At 72.8% G+C, this 17,025-nt stretch carries 19 protein-coding genes; 16 read left to right on the top strand and 3 right to left on the bottom strand.

From position 1 onward, the window contains the following. Positions 1–8: 8 nt before the first annotated feature. Positions 9–1,382 carry an aminotransferase class I/II-fold pyridoxal phosphate-dependent enzyme gene (locus AB0M79_RS27270; RefSeq protein ID WP_364218680.1) on the bottom strand — a complete coding sequence of 458 codons (1,374 nt, stop codon included), beginning with the start codon at positions 1,380–1,382 and terminating at the stop codon, positions 9–11. Between the two features lie 156 nt (positions 1,383–1,538). Between AB0M79_RS27270 and AB0M79_RS27265 the strand changes: the two genes are divergently transcribed. The 10 genes from AB0M79_RS27265 (at position 1,539) to AB0M79_RS27220 (ending at position 10,587) form a co-directional block, all read left to right on the top strand. Beyond that, complete coding sequence (locus AB0M79_RS27265) at positions 1,539–2,378, top strand: nitrilase-related carbon-nitrogen hydrolase (protein WP_357543906.1); 840 nt, start codon at positions 1,539–1,541, stop codon at positions 2,376–2,378. A gap of 14 nt (positions 2,379–2,392) precedes the next feature. Beyond that, positions 2,393–3,793 (top strand): dihydropyrimidinase, encoded by a 1,401-nt coding sequence (hydA, locus tag AB0M79_RS27260; RefSeq protein ID WP_364218677.1) that lies wholly within the window; start codon positions 2,393–2,395, stop codon positions 3,791–3,793. Positions 3,794–3,813: 20 nt separating this feature from the next. Further along, entirely contained in the window at positions 3,814–4,842 is a 1,029-nt protein-coding gene (locus tag AB0M79_RS27255) for a TIGR03842 family LLM class F420-dependent oxidoreductase (protein ID WP_364218675.1), read from the top strand. Between the two features lie 70 nt (positions 4,843–4,912). Next, a complete protein-coding gene (locus AB0M79_RS27250; protein WP_364218672.1) occupies positions 4,913–5,791 on the top strand; it encodes an ABC transporter permease subunit in 879 nt (292 codons plus the stop codon). A gap of 70 nt (positions 5,792–5,861) precedes the next feature. Beyond that, on the top strand, positions 5,862–6,686 hold the full coding sequence (locus tag AB0M79_RS27245) for an ABC transporter ATP-binding protein (RefSeq protein WP_364218670.1): 825 nt from the start codon (positions 5,862–5,864) through the stop codon (positions 6,684–6,686). After that, a complete protein-coding gene (locus AB0M79_RS27240) occupies positions 6,683–7,525 on the top strand; it encodes an ABC transporter permease (RefSeq protein ID WP_364218668.1) in 843 nt (280 codons plus the stop codon). The genes AB0M79_RS27245 and AB0M79_RS27240 overlap by 4 nt, the downstream gene beginning before the upstream one ends. A gap of 79 nt (positions 7,526–7,604) precedes the next feature. Beyond that, positions 7,605–8,741 carry an ABC transporter substrate-binding protein gene (locus AB0M79_RS27235; protein ID WP_364218666.1) on the top strand — a complete coding sequence of 379 codons (1,137 nt, stop codon included), beginning with the start codon at positions 7,605–7,607 and terminating at the stop codon, positions 8,739–8,741. A 152-nt stretch (positions 8,742–8,893) separates the two neighbouring features. Further along, positions 8,894–9,355, top strand: coding sequence for a cysteine dioxygenase family protein (locus tag AB0M79_RS27230; RefSeq protein WP_364218664.1), 462 nt, complete (start codon positions 8,894–8,896; stop codon positions 9,353–9,355). 28 nt (positions 9,356–9,383) lie between these two features. Continuing rightward, complete coding sequence (locus AB0M79_RS27225) at positions 9,384–9,881, top strand: rhodanese-like domain-containing protein (protein ID WP_364218662.1); 498 nt, start codon at positions 9,384–9,386, stop codon at positions 9,879–9,881. 46 nt (positions 9,882–9,927) lie between these two features. Then, positions 9,928–10,587, top strand: a complete 660-nt coding sequence (locus AB0M79_RS27220; RefSeq protein ID WP_364218660.1) for a winged helix-turn-helix domain-containing protein — start codon at positions 9,928–9,930, stop codon at positions 10,585–10,587. 22 nt (positions 10,588–10,609) lie between these two features. Here AB0M79_RS27220 and AB0M79_RS27215 read toward each other — a convergent pair whose 3' ends face one another. Beyond that, complete coding sequence (locus AB0M79_RS27215) at positions 10,610–11,533, bottom strand: AEC family transporter (RefSeq protein ID WP_364218658.1); 924 nt, start codon at positions 11,531–11,533, stop codon at positions 10,610–10,612. A 199-nt stretch (positions 11,534–11,732) separates the two neighbouring features. On the opposite strand from AB0M79_RS27215, the gene AB0M79_RS27210 reads away from it, so the two are divergent. The 6 genes from AB0M79_RS27210 to AB0M79_RS27185 all read left to right on the top strand — a co-directional run bounded on the left by AB0M79_RS27210 (position 11,733) and on the right by AB0M79_RS27185 (position 16,169). After that, complete coding sequence (locus AB0M79_RS27210; protein ID WP_364218656.1) at positions 11,733–12,404, top strand: winged helix-turn-helix domain-containing protein; 672 nt, start codon at positions 11,733–11,735, stop codon at positions 12,402–12,404. Between the two features lie 5 nt (positions 12,405–12,409). Continuing rightward, positions 12,410–13,039, top strand: a complete 630-nt coding sequence (locus AB0M79_RS27205; RefSeq protein ID WP_364218728.1) for a uridine kinase — start codon at positions 12,410–12,412, stop codon at positions 13,037–13,039. Positions 13,040–13,165: 126 nt separating this feature from the next. Beyond that, entirely contained in the window at positions 13,166–13,558 is a 393-nt protein-coding gene (locus AB0M79_RS27200) for a TraR/DksA C4-type zinc finger protein (RefSeq protein ID WP_364218654.1), read from the top strand. A 15-nt stretch (positions 13,559–13,573) separates the two neighbouring features. Beyond that, positions 13,574–14,443 (top strand): DUF72 domain-containing protein, encoded by an 870-nt coding sequence (locus tag AB0M79_RS27195; protein ID WP_364218652.1) that lies wholly within the window; start codon positions 13,574–13,576, stop codon positions 14,441–14,443. Positions 14,444–14,556: 113 nt separating this feature from the next. Next, positions 14,557–14,985, top strand: a complete 429-nt coding sequence (locus AB0M79_RS27190) for a DUF2267 domain-containing protein (RefSeq protein ID WP_357543920.1) — start codon at positions 14,557–14,559, stop codon at positions 14,983–14,985. Between the two features lie 302 nt (positions 14,986–15,287). After that, entirely contained in the window at positions 15,288–16,169 is an 882-nt protein-coding gene (locus AB0M79_RS27185; protein WP_364218649.1) for a tetrahydrofolate dehydrogenase/cyclohydrolase catalytic domain-containing protein, read from the top strand. Positions 16,170–16,778: 609 nt separating this feature from the next. Here the strand turns inward: AB0M79_RS27185 and AB0M79_RS27180 are convergent. Next, complete coding sequence (locus tag AB0M79_RS27180; protein WP_364218647.1) at positions 16,779–16,973, bottom strand: hypothetical protein; 195 nt, start codon at positions 16,971–16,973, stop codon at positions 16,779–16,781. Between the last annotated feature and the right edge of the window lie 52 nt (positions 16,974–17,025).

The raw sequence follows: 17,025 nt of genomic DNA, 5'->3' as shown, positions 1-17,025 counted from the left end.
GGTCGACCCTACCGGCCGCCGCGGTACAGCGCCCGGGTGCGGCGGCCGCTGGCCCTCCGGGGTGCGCCGGCGGCGGCCGCGAGCACGGTGGCCAGCTCGTCGAAGCCGCCGCGGACGAGGCCGGCGGTGACCCGTACGTGGTCGCCGCCGAGCGGTCCGACCTCGAACGGCGTACCGGGGGCGACCGCGATCCCGTGGCCGGCCAGCGCCAGCATCGCCACCTGCTGGTCGTGCACGGGTAGCCACAGGTTGATGCCGTCGGCGGCCGACGCCCGCACGCCGTGCCCGGCCAGGGCGGTGAGCAGCCGCACGCGGCGGCGGGCGTACTCGGCGCGCGCTGTGGCGACGGCCCGGAGCGCGTCCGGGTCGGTGAGCAGGTCGAGCAGTACGCCCTGGAGCACCCGGCTGGACCAGCCGGGCCCGAGCAGCCGGCGGTCGGCGACCGCGGTCACCACCTGCGCCGGGCCGCCGATCGCGGCGAGCCGCAGGTCGGGCCCGTGCGACTTGGAGAAGCTGCGGACGTGTACGACCCGGTCGGGCAGCCATTCGCCGAGCGACAGCGCCGGTGCCGAGGCGATGTCGCCGGCGTGGTCGTCCTCGATGACGGTGAGCCCCGGGTGGGGGCGCAGGACGGTGGCGAGCGCGGCGGCCCGCGCCGCCGACATCGAGATCCCGGTCGGGTTCTGCGCCCGTGGTTGCAGGACCAGCGCGGCCGGCTCGTCCGACAGGGCGGCGGCCAGTGCGGTCGGGTCCAGGCCCTCGTCGTCCATCGGCACCGGTACGGGCACCGCGCCGACCGACTCGAGCAGGTCGAGCATCGGCGGGAAGGTCGGGTTCTCGACCAGGACGCGGTCGCCGAAGTGGACGGTGCGGGCCAGGATCCGGTCCAGCGCGTCGAGCGCGCCGTCGACGACGGTGAGCCGTTGCGGCGGGTACGGCCACCGTTCGCGCAGCGCCTCCTCGAGCCGGGGCAGCACCGGCTCCTCGAGGTAGCTGGGGGTGAGCCGGGTGTCGCCGATGCGGCGCAGCGCCGGGGCGAGGTCGGGCAGCAGGTCGTGGTCGGGTACCCCGGTGGACAGGTCGTGCGGCAGGGTCGCGGGGCTGGCGGTGAGCCGGGCGTACCGCATCCGGTGCCGGGGCCGGATCGGGGCGAGGACGTAGGTGCCGGAGCGCCCCCGGGTCTGGATCGCGCCGGCACCGGCCAGCGAGCGCCACGCCTCGCTGACCGTGGTGGGGCTGATCCCGAGTTCGCGGGCGACGACGCGGACCGTCGGCAGGCGGGTGCCGGCGGGCAGCGTGCCGTCGCGCACCAGACGGCTCACCGCCGCGGCGATCCCACGGGCGGTACGGTCGTTGACCGCTTCGGCGATGAGCTGCAGCATGTTACTTCTCCGCAATCCGCCGTAACGAATTGGTTATTGTCCACCCGGACTTGTGTCACTAAAGTCCTACGCCATCCGTCCGGAAATCCACAAGGTCCGAAAAAAGCTCCACGCCGACGAGCGCCGCGACGACGCGGCGACGAGGAGGGATTGGTCATGGCGGACATCGTCCGTGCCGCGATCGTGCAGACGAACTGGACCGGTGACAAGGAGTCGATGATCAAGGCCCATGAGGAGTACGCCCGCCAGGCGGCCGCCCAGGGTGCCAGGGTCATCTGCTTCCAGGAACTGTTCTACGGCCCGTACTTCTGCCAGGTGCAGGACAAGGAGTTCTACTCGTACGCCGAGTCGGTGCCCGGCCCGACCACCGAGCGGTTCCAGGCCCTCGCCGCCGAGTTGGGCATGGTCATGGTGCTGCCGATGTACGAGCAGGAACAGCCCGGCGTCCTCTACAACACCGCGGCCGTGGTCGACGCCGACGGCAGCTACCTCGGTAAATACCGGAAGACCCACATTCCGCAGGTCAAAGGCTTCTGGGAGAAGTTCTACTTCCGCCCCGGCAACCTCGGATACCCCACCTTCGACACCGCGGTCGGCCGCATCGGCGTCTACATCTGCTACGACCGGCATTTCCCGGAGGGCTGGCGCGCGCTCGGCCTGGCCGGCGCCAAGATCGTCTTCAATCCGTCGGCGACCAGTCGCGGCCTGTCGGCCTACCTGTGGAAGCTGGAGCAGCCGGCCAGCGCGGTCGCCAACGAGTACTTCATCGGCGCGATCAACCGCACCGGCGTCGAGGAACTCGGCGACAACGACTTCTACGGCACGTCGTACTTCGTCGACCCCGAGGGCAAGTTCGTCGGCGAGGTCGGCGACGACCACAACCCGGAACTGATCGTGCGCGACCTCGACATGGGCCTGCTCGACGAGGTACGCGACCGGTGGGCGTTCTACCGCGACCGCCGCCCGGACGCCTACGACAGCCTCGTCAAGCCGTAAGGGAGCCGACCACCATGTCCCTGCTGATCACCGGCGGCACCGTCGTCGGCCCGAGCGGCTCGTACCCCGCCGACGTGCTCGTCGAGGGCGAGAAGATCGCCGCGCTGTTCGTTCCGGGCGGCGGCCCCGACGGCGTCGAGACCGTCGACGCCACCGGCAAGTACGTCATCCCGGGCGGGATCGACGCGCACACCCACATGGAGCTGCCGTTCGGCGGCACCAACGCCTCGGACACCTTCGACACCGGCACCCGGGCGGCGGCCTTCGGCGGCACCACCACCATCATCGACTTCGCCGTGCAGCGCACCGGCGAGGTGGTGCAGGACGGGCTCGCCGCCTGGCACGCCAAGGCCGAGGGCAACTGCCACGTCGACTACGCCTTCCACATGATCCTCGGCGGCGTCGACGACGACTCGCTCAAGGCGATGGACCAGCTCGTCACCGACGAGGGCATCTCCAGCTTCAAGCTGTTCATGGCGTACCCGGGGGTGTTCTACTCCGACGACGGCCAGATCCTGCGGGCGATGCAGAAGGCCCGCGACAACGGCGCGATGATCATGATGCACGCCGAGAACGGCATCGCGATCGACGTGCTCGTCCAGCAGGCCCTGTCCCGCGGCGAGACCGACCCGGTCCACCACGGGCTGACCCGACCCGAGGCGATGGAGGCCGAGGCGACCCACCGGGCCATCCGGCTCGCCGAGGTGGCCCAGGACTGCCCGCTCTACATCGTGCACCTGTCGGCCAGCCAGGCCCTGGAACAGGTCGCCGCGGCCCGCGACGCCGGCCGCAACGTCTTCGCCGAGACCTGCCCGCAGTACCTCTACCTGACGCTGGAGGACCAGCTCGGCGCGCCCGGCTTCGAGGGCGCCAAGTGGGTCTGCTCCACCCCGCTGCGCAGCGGCAAGGAACACCACCACCGCGACCTGTGGAAGGGCCTGCGCAGCAACGACCTGGCGATCGTCTCCACCGACCACTGCCCGTTCTGCTTCAAGGACCAGAAGGAGCTCGGCCTCGGCGACTTCTCCAAGATCCCCAACGGGATCGGCGGTGTCGAGCACCGGGTCGACCTGGTCTACCAGGGCGTCGTCGACGGCAAGCTGTCGCTGGAACGCTGGGTCGAGACGATCTCCACCACGCCGGCCCGGATGTTCGGCCTCTACCCGCGCAAGGGCGTCATCGCCCCCGGCTCCGACGCCGACATCGTGCTCTACGACCCGGCCGGCCGGACCCGGATCAGCGTCGAGACCCACCACATGAACATGGACCACTCGGCGTACGAGGGGTACGAGATCGCCGGCAAGGTCGACACCGTGATCTCCCGGGGCACCGTCGTCGTCGCCGGCGGCGCCTACCACGGCCGCAGGGGCCACGGCCGCTACCTGCCCCGCGGCCTGTCGTCGTACCTCGTCTGAGCCCGGGGGAGTTGAACATCATGGACATCGGTGTCGTGTTCCAGTGCGACCCGCCCGCCCGCGAGGTCGTCCGGCTGGCCCGGCAGGCCGAGGCGGCCGGCTTCAGCCACGTGTGGACGTTCGACTCGCACCTGCTGTGGCAGGAGCCGTTCGTCATCTACTCGCAGATCCTGGCCGAGACCTCCCGGGTCATGGTCGGGCCGATGGTCACCAACCCCGGCACCCGGGACGTGACGGTGACCGCGTCGCTGTTCGCCACCCTCAACGAGATGTACGGCAACCGCACCGTCTGCGGCATCGGCCGGGGCGACTCGGCGCTGCGGACGCTGGGCTACCAGCCGACGACCATCGCCGAACTGCGGGACAGCGTCAACGTCATCCGCGACCTCGCCAACGGGCGGGCCGCCACCTACCGGGGGGCGCAGGTGCACTTCCCGTGGGCGGCCGGCGGCGAACTGGAGGTGTGGGTCGCCGCGTACGGGCCGCGGGCGCTGGCCCTGACCGGTGAGGTCGGCGACGGTTACATCCTGCAACTCGCCGACCCCGATCTCGCCGCCTGGATGATCTCCACGGTGCGTTCCGCGGCGGAGCGGGCCGGCCGCGACCCGGCCGCGATCAAGTTCTGCGTGGCCGCGCCCGCCTACGTCGGCGACGACCTGGCCCACCAGCGCGACCAGACCCGCTGGTTCGGCGGCATGGTCGGCAACCACGTCGCCGACATCGTCGCCCGGTACGGCGCCAGCGGCGCGGTACCGCCGGCGCTCACCGACTACATCCGGGGCCGGCAGGGCTACGACTACGCCGAGCACGGCCGGGCCGGCAACAGCCACACCGACTTCGTGCCGGACGAGATCGTCGACCGGTTCTGCGTCCTCGGCCCGGTCGAGGCGCACCTGGAGAAGTTGCGGGTGCTGCGCGAACTCGGCGTCGACCAGTTCGCCGTCTACCTCCAGCACGACGACAAGGAGCACACCCTCGCCGCGTACGGCGAGCACGTCATCCCGGCCCTGCGCGGCGAGACGCCGAAGCCCACCCCGGCGGCAGCGTGAGCGAGCGTGGCGGGCGAACCATCGGGCTCGGTGGTTGGCACGCGGCGGCCGAGCGTAGCGAGGTCGCCGCGTGAGTCTCGGACAGACCTGGCGGCGCCGGGCGCGGGTGGCCCTGGGCGTCGTCGGGGCGCTGGTCGTCGGGGTGCTGCTGTGGGAGGGCTACAAGGCGGTCGGTGACCCGGACGGGACGGTGGTGCTCGGGGTACGGCTGCTGCCCCGGGCCGACGACGCGGCGATGCCGCACGTCGCCGACATCGTCGGCCGGTTCGCCGACCCGGAACTCGCCGGCGGCGACCCGATCGGCCTGGTCGTGCTGTCGGCGTGCCTGTTCACGCTGCGGTCGGTGGCGGTCGGGTTCGGACTCGGGGCACTGGTGGGGCTGCTGCTCGCGGTGCTGATGCAGCGGCTGCGGGTGGTCGAGCGGGGGCTGCTGCCGTACGTGGTGCTGTCGCAGACGGTGCCGCTGATCGCGCTCGCCCCGGTCATCGCCGGCTGGGGCGGCGGGCTGTCGCTGGGGGCGTACCCGTGGCAGCCGTGGATGTCGGTCGCCACGATCGCCTCGTACCTGGCGTTCTTCCCGGTCGCGGTCGGGATGCTGCGCGGGTTGCAGTCGCCGGCGCCGATCGCCGAGGAACTGATGCACAGCTACGCGGCCGGCTGGTGGCGGACCCTGGTCAAGCTCCGGTTGCCGGCGTCGCTGCCGTACCTGTTCCCGGCGCTGCGGCTGGCCGGCGCCGCTGCGGTCGTCGGCGCCGTGGTCGGCGAGATCTCGACCGGTACCCGGGGCGGCATCGGCCGGCTGGTGATCGAGTACTCGCGGGAGGCGACCGCCGACCCGGCGAAGGTCTATACCGCGATGATCGGCGCGGCGCTGCTCGGGCTGGTGGTCGCGGCCGTCGTCGGCGCGCTGGAGTTCCTGTTGTCCCGACAGCGGAAGGTTTTCCCGTGACCGAGCGGAGCGAGGGAACCGGTTGGCTCAGTGGATGGCACGGCGGTGCCGAGCGGAGCGAGGTGACGCCGTGACCGAGACCGCTGTCGCGCTGACCGGCGTGACCAAGGTGTTCAACCCGGGCCGCCCCGACGAGGTGACCGCCCTGACCGGCGTCGATCTCACCGTCGGCCGGGGTGGCTTCGTCTCGCTGATCGGCCCGTCCGGCTGCGGCAAGTCGACCCTGCTGCGGCTGGTCGCCGACCTGGTCGCGCCGACGACCGGTACGGTGACCGTCGCCGGTAAGCCGGCCCGGACGGCCCGCCTCGACCAGGAGTACGGCATCGCCTTCCAGCAGGCCGGGCTCTTCGAGTGGCGGACCGTGGCGCGCAACGTGGAACTGCCGCTGGAACTGCGTGGCACCGGCCGCCGCGAGCGCCGGGAACGGGCCCGGGAGATGCTCGACCTGGTCGGTCTCGCCGACTTCGCCGACCACTATCCGGCCCAGTTGTCCGGCGGCATGCAGCAGCGGGTGGCGATCGCGCGGGCCCTCGCCGTGCATCCGCCGCTGCTGCTGATGGACGAGCCGTTCGGCGCGCTCGACGAGATGACCCGGGAACGGTTGCAGGACGAGCTGTTGCGGATCTGTGCCAGCACCGGCACCACCACGATCTTCGTCACGCACTCGATCCCGGAGGCGGTCTACCTGTCCGACCGGGTGGTGGTGATGTCGGCCCGGCCGGGGCGGATCACCGAGGTGGTCGAGGTCGATCTCGGCCCGCGTGGGGAGGCGACCCGGCAGTCCGAGGAGTTCTTCGCCGGTATCACCCGGGTCCGGCGGGCGCTGCGCGGTGGCCCGGCGGACGGTGCCGTACCCGCCGCGGCCGGTCCGGCGACGCCGGTGGGGGAGCGGTGACCAGCACCGTCGACCCGGTGGTGGCCGCCGATCCGGCCGCGCCGGTCGCCGCGTCCCGGCGCCGCCGGTCCGGCCGCGGCCCGCTGGGTACGGTCCTGCCGCCGCTGATCTTCGGCGTCGGCGGGCTCCTGCTGTGGGAGGCGACCGTCGTGCTCGGCCGGGTGGCGCCGTTCATCCTGCCGGCGCCGTCGGCGATCGGGAGGGAGTTCGGCGGCAACCTCGCCGTCATCTGGCAGGCCGGTCTGGCCAGTGGCGCCAACGCCCTGGTCGGCCTGCTCGCCGGGGCCGTGGTCGGCATCCTCGCCGCGATGCTGGCCGGCCGGTTCCGTTTCCTGGGCGAGGTGTCGGTGCCGGTGGCGGCCGCGCTCAACGCGCTGCCGATCATCGCGCTCGCCCCGATCCTCAACAACATGTTCGAGTCCACCAGCAGCATCCCCCGGCGGCTGGTGGTCGCGATCGTGGTGTTCTTCCCCGTGTTCGTCAACACGTCGCGCGGGCTGCGCCTGGTCGACCCGACGCACCGGGAACTGATGGACAGCTACGCGGTGCGGGGCTGGACCTTCACCCGGCTGGTCCGGCTGCCCGGCGCGCTGCCGTTCGTCTTCACCGGACTGCGCCAGGCCTCCTCCCTGGCGGTCATCGCGGCGGTGGTCGCGGAATACTTCGGCGGTCTCCAGGACGGCCTCGGTTCCCGGATCACCTCGGCGGCGGCGCTCACCGCGTACCCGCGGGCCTGGGCCTTCGTGGTCGGCGCGTGCGTACTCGGGCTCGTCTTCTATCTCGTCGCACTCGGCCTGGAACGTCTCGCGACGCCGTGGCGCGCGCGGCGGCCCGGTTGAGCGGACCCGCTCCGCACCTGCCCGCCCGGTCCGCCACCCCCGGCGGCCGGCGGTCGAACCCCCAACAGTCGGAGGACCGATGAGTTCCAACACCCGGCGGCTGGTCGCCGGTCTACTGATGTGCGCCGTACTCGCCGGCTGCGGTACGGCCGACAACGGCCCCGCGGCACCCACCACGAGCGGCGGCCTGACCAAGGTCAAGTTGCAGTTGCAGTGGTTCGTGCAGGCCCAGTTCGCCGGCTACATCGCCGCCGTCGACCGGGGCTTCTACAAGGAGGAGGGTCTCGACGTCGAGATCCTCGAGGGCGGCGTCGACATCGTGCCGCAGACCGTCCTCGCCCAGGGCAACGCCGACTTCGCGGTGGCCTGGGTACCCAAGGCGCTGGCCTCGCGCGAGCAGGGTGCCGGCATCACCAACATCGGCCAGATCTTCCAGCGGTCCGGCACCTACCAGGTGAGTTTCGCCGACAAGAACATCCGTACGCCGGCCGACCTGAAGGGCAAGAAGGTCGGCAACTGGGGCTTCGGCAACGAGTTCGAGCTGTTCGCCGGCATGACGAAGGCCGGCCTCGACCCGGGCCGGGACGTCACCCTGGTGCAGCAGCAGTTCGACATGCAGGCGCTGCTGCGCGGCGACATCGACGCCGCACAGGCGATGAGCTACAACGAGTACGCCCAGTTGCTGGAGGCGAAGGACCCGGCGACCGGGCAGCTCTACCAGCCGTCGGCGTTCACGGTGCTGGACTGGAACGTGGTCGGCACGGCGATGCTCCAGGACGCGCTGTGGGCCAACACGGCCCGGCTCGACGACGCGGCCTACCAGGATGTCGCGGTCCGGTTCCTCAGCGGCACGATCAAGGGCTGGGCGTACTGCCGGGACAATCCCGAGCAGTGCCGGGACATGGTCGTGGCCAAGGGCGCCAAGCTGGGGGCGAGCCACCAGCTGTGGCAGACGAACGAGGCGAACAAGCTGGTGTGGCCGGCGCCGAACGGCATCGGCGTCATCGACGAGGCGGCGTGGAACGCGACCGTCGACCTGTCGCTGACCACGCGCAACCAGGACGGTCAGACGGTGCTGACGAAGCAGCCCGAGGGGCTGGCGTACACCAACGACTACGTGCGCCGGGCGCTGGACGCGGTCCGGGCGGACGGGATCGACGTGACCGGCGCCGGCTTCCAGCCGTTGACGGTGACGCTGGCGGAGGGCGGCGTCTGACCGGCCCGGCGTAGCGCTCGACAGTGGGGGTGGCCACCGCCGGTGGCCACCCCCACGGCGTCCCACCCCTTGGAATTACCTATCAAACCTATAGGTTTTCTGGGCTAGTCTGGAGCGCGGTTGCACCGCACGAGAACCGCGAGGACTGGTTCATGACTCTCACCTCCCCGGCCCCGACCGACCTGCACGCGGTCGCCCGGCGCCACGCGGCCGACCCGGCGTCCTGGCCGGTACGACCCCACTTCGACCCGGTCGACCGCTGGTACCACCGGCTCGCCGTCGCCGACGACCACGAGGTCTGGCTGCTGACCTGGCTGCCCGGCCAGCACACCGACCTGCACGACCACGGCGGCTCTTCGGGCGCCTTCGTCGTGGTGTCGGGCACCCTGACCGAGGAGGTCGTCGCCGGCGGCCGGCTGCGGCCCGCCCGGCTGCCGGCCGGCGCCGGGCGCCGGTTCGGCGCGCACCACGTGCACCGGGTCGCCAACCGCGACGACGAGCCGGCCGTCAGCCTGCACGTCTACGGTCCGGCCCTGCGCACCATGACCCGCTACCGTCTCGCCGGCGGCCGGCTGCGGGTGGCCGAGGTGGAGATGGCCGGCGTCTCCTGGTGACGACAGCCCGCGAGAAAGGCGCAGACAAGTGAGCGTCCGGCAGAAGACCCCCGACCTGAACTGTCCGGCCCGGCCACCGGCCGGTGCCCGCGGCATCGACCAGATCCTCGAACAGGCCCGGACCCGGCTGCACCGGATGGACCCGGAGACCGCCCACCTCGCCCACCGGGGCGGCGCGGTCCTCGTCGACATCCGGCCGGCCGCCCAGCGGGCCGCCCACGGCACGATCCCGGGTGCGCTCGTCGTCGAGCGCAACGTCCTGGAGTGGCGCTTCGACCCGCGCAGCGGCGCCCGGCTGCCGGTCGCCGACCGGTACGACCTGCCGGTGGTGGTCTTCTGCCAGGAGGGCTACACCTCGTCCCTGGCCGCCGCCTCGCTCCAGGACCTGGGGCTGCACCTGGCCACCGACATCGCCGGCGGGTTCGCCGCCTGGCGGATCGCCGGGCTGCCGGCGTTCGGGCCGACCGACATCTACGCGCACCTGACCGTTGCACCCGCGGCGACCGCCGCAGGGGTGAACACCTGATCTCCCGCGCCATCCCGCGAGGGGTCACCACCACCGAGGAGGACCCATGACGGTCACCGCGATCTCCCCACGCGCGACCCAGTCGCCCGGCCACCCCCGCCCGGCGCTGTCCCGGCGCCGCCCGGCCACGCCGCCGGAGGCGCCACCGCAGCGGGAGCGGGACACCCTGGCGGCCCTGACCGTGACCGTCGACATCAGCCTCGGCGCCGGCGGCACCTCGCCGGAGGCCACCCAGCTCCTGGAGATGGTCCGTGACCTGGTCGAGCGCGGTGGCGGCACGGTGACCGTGGCGCCGCACCCGCAGGACCGGCCGGCCGGCGCGCTCCCGCCCCGTCCGGTGACCGGCGCCGACGACGCCGACCCGACGGTCGGGGCCGGGCCGGAGCCCGCCGACGACGACCCGGAGGTGCTGCGCGTCTTCGCCTCGTCGCGGGTGGTGACCCGGGCCGGCGCCGAGGTGCCGCTTACCCGGCTCGAGTTCGACCTGCTGCTGTTCCTCGCCGAGCACCCACGCCGGGTCTTCACCCGCCTCCAGTTGCTCAACAGCGTGTGGGGCTACGACCACGCCGTGGCCCGCACCGTCGACGTGCACGTCCGCCGGCTGCGCGCCAAGATCGGCGAGCGGGTGCCACTGGTGACCACCGTGTACGGGGTGGGCTACCGTCTCGCCGACGAGGCCCGGGTGCACATCCGGCACGGGGCGTGAACCGACCCCGCCATGCTCACAGTCAGGCCAGCCAGGCGGCCGCCAGGGCCAGCGTGACCGCGCCGGCGAGCGTCGACAGCACCACGGTGTCGCGGGCCAGGCCCGCCGACCGCCGGTAGCGGGTCGCGAACACGAACACGTTCTGCGCGGTCGGCAGGGCGGAGGTGACGACCGCGGCCAGCAACGCCGGCCCGGAAAGGCCGAGGGCGTACCGGGCGACGACGTACGCCACCAGCGGCTGCACCAGCACCTTCAGCGCGACGGCCAGGTAGCGGTCGCGGGTGTCGTCGGCCGGCGCGAACGGCTTGCTGCCCGGCAGCGACACGCCCAGCGCGATCAGGGCCAGCGGTACGGCCGCCGAGCCGACCACCTCGACCGGGGCCAGCAGGGCTTCGGGCGGCCGCCACCCGACCGCCGACACGAGCAGCCCGAGCGCGGAGGCGAGCATCACCGGGTTGCGGACCGGCATCAGCAGGAGCCGCCGGGGCGACGGGCGCCGGCCGGTCGTGGTCACGTCGAGCACGGCGAGCGCCAACGGGGCGGCCAGCAGCACCTGGAAGAGCAGCACCGGTGCGATGAACGACACGTCGCGAAGGACGTACGCGGCGATCGGGATGCCGAGGTTGCCGGCGTTGACGTACGACGCGGCCAGGGTGCCGATCGTCACCTGCCCGGCGTCGCGGCGCCACCACAGCCGGGCGACCAGCGCATACGCCGCGGCGACGGCGAGCGTGCTGGCGACGAACGCGGCGAGCGCGGGCGTGAGCACGTCGCCCGGTGACGCTCCGGCCAGCGTGACGAACAGCAGGGCCGGCGTCGCCACGTAGAAGGCGAGCCGGGCCAGCACCTCGGCGCCGTGCGGACCGAGCAGGTCGCGCCGCCCGACGAGATATCCGAGGGCGGTGACCGCCCAGATGGTCGCGAATCCGGTTAGTACCCCAGGCATCGGACCATCCTCCCGGCCCGCTACTATTTTCCCGTCCTCGGTACGCAGAGCGAGCAATCGATTCCCGTGTGTCGGTTGTTTGTCACATTCCCGCAACGCCGAAGACCCTTGACCGCTGCTTCGGTGGCCGGAAGCATCGGTTCGTGCCTTGGGGGAGGTCCCTGCGGCGCACCCGACGTTCGGACCCGCAAGGAGGACCATGTCGGTCAGCCCCGCACCATCGCGTGCCGGATGGCACATGCCGCAACCGGCAGGTCCGGGCCGCCCACCGGCGGCCTCCCGCCGGCCCGCCAGCTCGGCGAGCGCCGGCAGCCCACCGGCCGGCGGCCCCGCCGGTCCAGCCGCTTCCACCGGTACGGCCGGTCCCGCGCTGACGGTGACCCTGTCGATCCCGCTCGCCAACGAGGAGGCGCTGACGCCGCCGGCCCGGCGGCTGCTCGACGCCGCCCGGGAGTTGCTGGCCAGCGGCGACGGCGCGGTCAACGTCGTGGTCGCCGGCGAGCCGCGGGTCGACGTGGTCGCCCCGCGCCGGCCCGTACGCGCGGCCCCGCCCAGCCCGGCACCCGGCCCCGGCCTGCACCTGATGCTCGCCTCGCGGACCGTCATGCTCGACGGTGAGCCGCTGCCGCTGACCAAGCTGGAGTTCGACCTCCTGCACCACCTCGTCGCGCACCCCCGGCGGGTCTTCACCCGCCAGCAACTGCTCGACGCGGTGTGGGGATACGCGCAGACCGGCGAACGGACCGTCGACGTCCACATCCGACGGCTGCGGGTGAAGATCGGCGAGCGGGTGCCGCTCGTGACGACCGTCTACGGTGTCGGCTACCGCCTCGCCGACGACGCCCCGATCACCATCGACCACAACGGCTGACCATCCTGAACGTACGTCCCATCGCGCCGGTGCGGCTCGTCGACGAACTCGTCGACCGGCTCGCCGACGAGCACCCCGGCCACCGGCTGCGGGTCGCCGTCGACGGCGCGCCCGCCGCCGCACCCGACCGGCTCGCCGACGCGCTGGTCGACCCGCTGCGGGCCCGGGGCCGGCCGACGCTGCGGGTGGCCGCCGGCGACTTCCTGCGCCCCGCCTCCCTGCGCTACGAGCAGGGCCGCACCAACCCGGACTCGTTCTACTGGGGCTGGCTCGACGAGGCCGGGCTGCGCCGCGAGGTGCTCGACCCCGCCGGCCCGGACGGCACCGGCCGGATCCTGCCGTCGCTGTGGAACGCCGAGACCGACCGGGCCAGCCGCGCCGACTACGCGACCCTGCCACCCGGCGGGATCGTCGTCGTCAGCGGCGCCCTCCTGCTCGGCGGCGGCCTGCCGTTCGACTTCTCCGTCCACCTGGTCCTGTCGGCGGCCGCCCTCGCCCGGCGCACCGCCGCCGACGAGGCGTGGACGCTGCCCGCCTACGCCCGGTACGCCGACGAGGTGGCACCGCAGTCGTTCGCCGACGTCGTCGTACGGATGGACGACCCGCGCCACCCGGCCCTGGTCGAGCCCACCTGACCGGGTGGATCTTCCGCCGGAGTGGTTTGGCGGAGCTCGGGCCGGGGTATCCCGCCGGCTCAAGGTGGTCAACGGTGCACGCACCCGACCGGTCACCGTCACTTCTCCTGAAAGGCCAGGCAGCGCATGCTCGTCAACGAAGCGGTCGGCACGCGCCAGGTCGACGTCGACCAGATCCGACTCTCGCTGCAGGCTCGTCACGACGAGCTGACCAACGAATACGAGGAGGCGGTCGCGCAGAGCCAGGTGCTCCGACTGGTCGAGGTCGGCGACACGGCCGGCGACGACCAGGCCGACAGCGGTACCAAGACCGCGGAGCGGGACACCGCACAGTCCCTGCTGCGGACCATCCTGGACCGCCGGGCCCAGTACGAGCACGCCCTGAGCCGCCTGGCCGAGGGCACGTACGGCCGGTGCGAGGGCTGCACCGAGCCCATCCCGGTCGAACGGCTGGAGATCTACCCGTCGGCGACCACCTGCGTGAAGTGCAAGCAGACCCGCGAACGGCGGGCCGCCTGAGCCCCGTCACCCGTCGTGGGTGACATCCTGGTCGGTACCGCCTCCTGGACCGACCGCACCCTGCTCGACTCGGGCTGGTACCCGGCCTCGGCCGACACACCCGAGAAGCGGCTGGCGTACTACGCCGGCAGGTTCCCGATCGTCGAGGTGGACGCGACGTACTATTCGCCGCCGGCGGAGCGGACAGCGCAGTTGTGGGCTGCCCGCACGCCGGCGGCGTTCACGTTCAACATCAAGGCGTTCAGCCTGCTCACCGGCCACCCGACGAAGGTGTCGGCGATCTACAAGGACCTGCGGCCGCAGACCGACAAGCGCAACGTCTATCCGGACGACCTGCCCCCGCAGACGTACGAGGAGATCTGGACCCGGTTCCTGTCCGCGCTCGATCCGCTGGCCGACGCCGGCAAGCTCGGCGCCGTCCTCTTCCAGTTCCCACCCTGGTACGCCATCTCCCGCGCCCACAAGGAATACCTGGTCGAGGTACGCGACCGCTGCCGCCCGCTCCGGGCGGTCTTCGAGTTCCGGCACGAATCCTGGTTCAAGGGCGCCAACCGCGACGAGACGCTGGACTTCCTGCGCGGGCACCGGCTGCCGTACGTGGCCGTCGACATGCCGCAGGGCCACCGGTCGTCGGTGCCGCCGGTGCTCGCCGCCACCGCCGACCTCGCCGTCGTCCGGTTCCACGGCCACAGCGACAAGTGGACCAGCCGCGACATCCACGAGAAGTTCGGCTACGACTACTCCGACCGGGAGTTGCGCGACTGGGCGCCGAAACTGCGCGAACTCGCCGACTCGGCCGACCGGACCCACGTGCTGATGAACAACTGCTACCGCGACTTCGCCCAGCGCAACGCGCGTACCCTCACCGAACTGCTCGCCGGCTGATCCCGGCCCGGTTCGTCCGGGCCGGGTGAGGCGGGCTCACCCGGCGCCGGGGGAGGCTGGCGACGGCCGGTGGCACCCGGGTCGCCGTCGCCGGAGAGAGGAGTGGTGCCGCGATGAGCAAGACGCCGCAAGCCGCCATCGACACCTCGATGGACAAGCTCAACCTCATCCTGAAGGAGATCGAAGAGGCGTACGGGTGGCCGAAGGAACGCCGCGCCCAGTCGTACGCCGCACTCCGGTCGGTCCTGCACGTGCTGCGTGACCGCCTGCCGGTGCAGGAGAGCGCGGAGTTCGCCGCGCAGCTGCCGCTGATCGTCCGGGGCCTGTACTACGAGGGCTGGGACCCGGCCGCGGTGCCGATGAAGATGGGCCGCGAGGAGTTCCTCGACCGGGTCCGCCAGGACTTCCGCCGCGACCTGCCGGGCGGCGCCGAACTGCTGGTGCAGACCACGCTGCAGGCGCTGCACCGGCACGTCACCGAGGGCGAGTGGCAGGACGTGAAGAGCGACATGCCCACCGAACTCGCGGCCATCATCCCCTGACCGGGGCGGGGCTCACCGGCACCCGGGTGGGGCTGCCGGGGTGCGTGCAGGCGCGTTCCGGTGATCGTCTGCGGTTCGGGCGGCGCTGGAACGGCGTGTCGAGTGCCGTGACCGCAGACGATCACCTGTCGCCCCGCCGGGGCCGCCCGGGCGGGGACTAAGGTGGACGGGCGGACCGTGACTGGCGACGGCGCCCGACCGGGGGCCGGGGTGGATCACCACGGGGGAGCGGCCGCGCCGAACCACTCCGCGCGCCGTACGCCTGGGCACCGGGACCGACCATCGTCGAGAGGTCCCCGCCCGTGTCCGAACAGGTCACCACCACCACCGCCCGTCCGCTGCCCGGCGCACCCGTCGCCGAAGCCGTCTACGCCGAGGTCACCGACCGGGTCGCCGCCCTGCGGGCCGCCGGTACGGTGCCCGCGCTGGCCACCGTCCTGGTCGGCGACGACCCGGCGAGCGCCGGCTACATCCGGATGAAGCAGCAACGAGCCGCCGACCTCGGCTTCGCGTCACCGCACCTGCACCTGCCCGCCGACGCCTCCACGGCCGACCTGGCCGCCGCGATCGACTCGCTCAACGCCGACCCGGCCGTACACGCGATCCTGGTCCAGCACCCGATCCCGGCCCACCTCGACTACGCGCGGGCGCTGCTGCGCATCGACCCCGCCAAGGACGTCGACGGCCTGCACCCGACCAGCCTCGGCCGGCTCGCCGCCGGACTTCCCGGCCCGGTGCCGTGCACGCCCGCCGGCATCGAGGCGCTGCTCGCCTTCCACGGCGTGCCGGTCGCCGGCCGCGACGTCGTCGTGCTCGGCCGGGGCACCACACTCGGCCGGCCGCTGGCGATGCTGCTGGCCCAGAAGCGGGCCACCGCCGACGCGGCGGTCACCGTCGTGCACAGCGGGGTACCGGACTGGGCGCGGCACACCCGCCGGGCCGACATCGTCATCGCCGCGGTCGGCGTACCCGGCATCCTGCGCCCGGAGCACATCCGGCCCGGTGCGGTCGTCGTCGGAGGCGGGGTCCGCTACGAGGGCCGTCGCCTGCTGCCCGACGTCGACGAGGCGTGCGAGGCGGTGGCCGGAGCGATCACGCCCCGGGTCGGCGGCGTCGGCCCGACCACGGTCGCGATGCTCTTCCGCAACGCCGTCGAACTGGCCGAGCAGGCAACCCACCCCTGATCCCGCCACCCCACCCCGCCACCCGGCCACCCGGCCACCCGCCCCGAGGCCGGCCCCCCGGCGCCCCCCCGGCGCCCTCGCCCACGCCCGCGCCCTTGCCCCGCCGCCGCCCCCCGCGCACTCGCCCGCGCCCTCGCGCCCGCCGCCCGCCCCCGGGTTCTGCCCGCCCTCCCGGACATGCGCGGAGCGCACCGCGCCCGCTGTCCGCACTCCCCGCGCCCGCCGCCTTGCCCCTCAGCGTTGATCAAGGAGTAGTTGAGCCACAAACGGCCCGAAACGGGCACGGTTGCTCCTCGATCGCGCGTCGAGTGCGGCGGGTGCGGCGGGTGCGGCGGGTGCGGCGGGCGTGGCCGGCGCGACGAGTGGGACTTTGCGTCGAGAGCGGCGAGAGCGACGAGCGCGTCCAGTGTGTCGGGGTGGCTGCTCGCGGGGCGGCTGCACAGTGCCAAGCTGTACGGCTGCGCGGTGGGACGCCTGTGGGTGGGACGACTGCGCGGGTACGCGGTGGGACGCGGCTCGGCCCGGTCCTCCGTGCCGTCGGGCATCCCGCCGACCGCTTACTCCGGTCGATGTAGAACGTTTGTTGTCGTCCCCGGGACAACAAACGTTCTAGATCCGCCGCTCGCATGCGGTCACCGCTCGAGCATGTGCGAGGCCATTCGCGTCGGACTGCCCGGCCCGGCCGAGGCAGAACGTGGCGACGAGGCCGTTCAATTGACGGTCCTGCAGCCAGCCGTTGCTGTTGATCTGGGCGGGAGAGACCTTACCCGGGGTGGATAAGGTCTCTCCCGCCCAGATCAACATCTCCTTGTCGGGCGGGCGACCCGCGAAGACGCACCCTTCGCTGCGCGGGCTC

The organism is Polymorphospora sp. NPDC051019 (assembly GCF_040683055.1).
GTDB classification, from domain to species: Bacteria; Actinomycetota; Actinomycetes; order Mycobacteriales; family Micromonosporaceae; genus Polymorphospora; species Polymorphospora lycopeni.
The sequence above is the reverse complement of the archived record's forward strand: the minus strand, read 5'-3'. Positions and strand labels throughout refer to the sequence as shown.

Excerpts from the sequence above, each read along its gene's own strand:
- AB0M79_RS27220 (WP_364218660.1), top strand. The coding sequence starts at position 9,928 with ATGACGGTCACCGCGATCTCCCCACGCGCGACCCAGTCGCCCGGCCAC.
- AB0M79_RS27190 (WP_357543920.1), top strand. The coding sequence starts at position 14,557 with ATGAGCAAGACGCCGCAAGCCGCCATCGACACCTCGATGGACAAGCTC.
- AB0M79_RS27270 (WP_364218680.1), bottom strand. The coding sequence starts at position 1,382 with ATGCTGCAGCTCATCGCCGAAGCGGTCAACGACCGTACCGCCCGTGGG.
- hydA (WP_364218677.1), top strand. The coding sequence starts at position 2,393 with ATGTCCCTGCTGATCACCGGCGGCACCGTCGTCGGCCCGAGCGGCTCG.
- AB0M79_RS27210 (WP_364218656.1), top strand. The coding sequence starts at position 11,733 with ATGTCGGTCAGCCCCGCACCATCGCGTGCCGGATGGCACATGCCGCAA.
- AB0M79_RS27255 (WP_364218675.1), top strand. The coding sequence starts at position 3,814 with ATGGACATCGGTGTCGTGTTCCAGTGCGACCCGCCCGCCCGCGAGGTC.
- AB0M79_RS27200 (WP_364218654.1), top strand. The coding sequence starts at position 13,166 with ATGCTCGTCAACGAAGCGGTCGGCACGCGCCAGGTCGACGTCGACCAG.
- AB0M79_RS27265 (WP_357543906.1), top strand. The coding sequence starts at position 1,539 with ATGGCGGACATCGTCCGTGCCGCGATCGTGCAGACGAACTGGACCGGT.
- AB0M79_RS27180 (WP_364218647.1), bottom strand. The coding sequence starts at position 16,973 with ATGTTGATCTGGGCGGGAGAGACCTTATCCACCCCGGGTAAGGTCTCT.
- AB0M79_RS27235 (WP_364218666.1), top strand. The coding sequence starts at position 7,605 with ATGAGTTCCAACACCCGGCGGCTGGTCGCCGGTCTACTGATGTGCGCC.
- AB0M79_RS27230 (WP_364218664.1), top strand. The coding sequence starts at position 8,894 with ATGACTCTCACCTCCCCGGCCCCGACCGACCTGCACGCGGTCGCCCGG.
- AB0M79_RS27215 (WP_364218658.1), bottom strand. The coding sequence starts at position 11,533 with ATGCCTGGGGTACTAACCGGATTCGCGACCATCTGGGCGGTCACCGCC.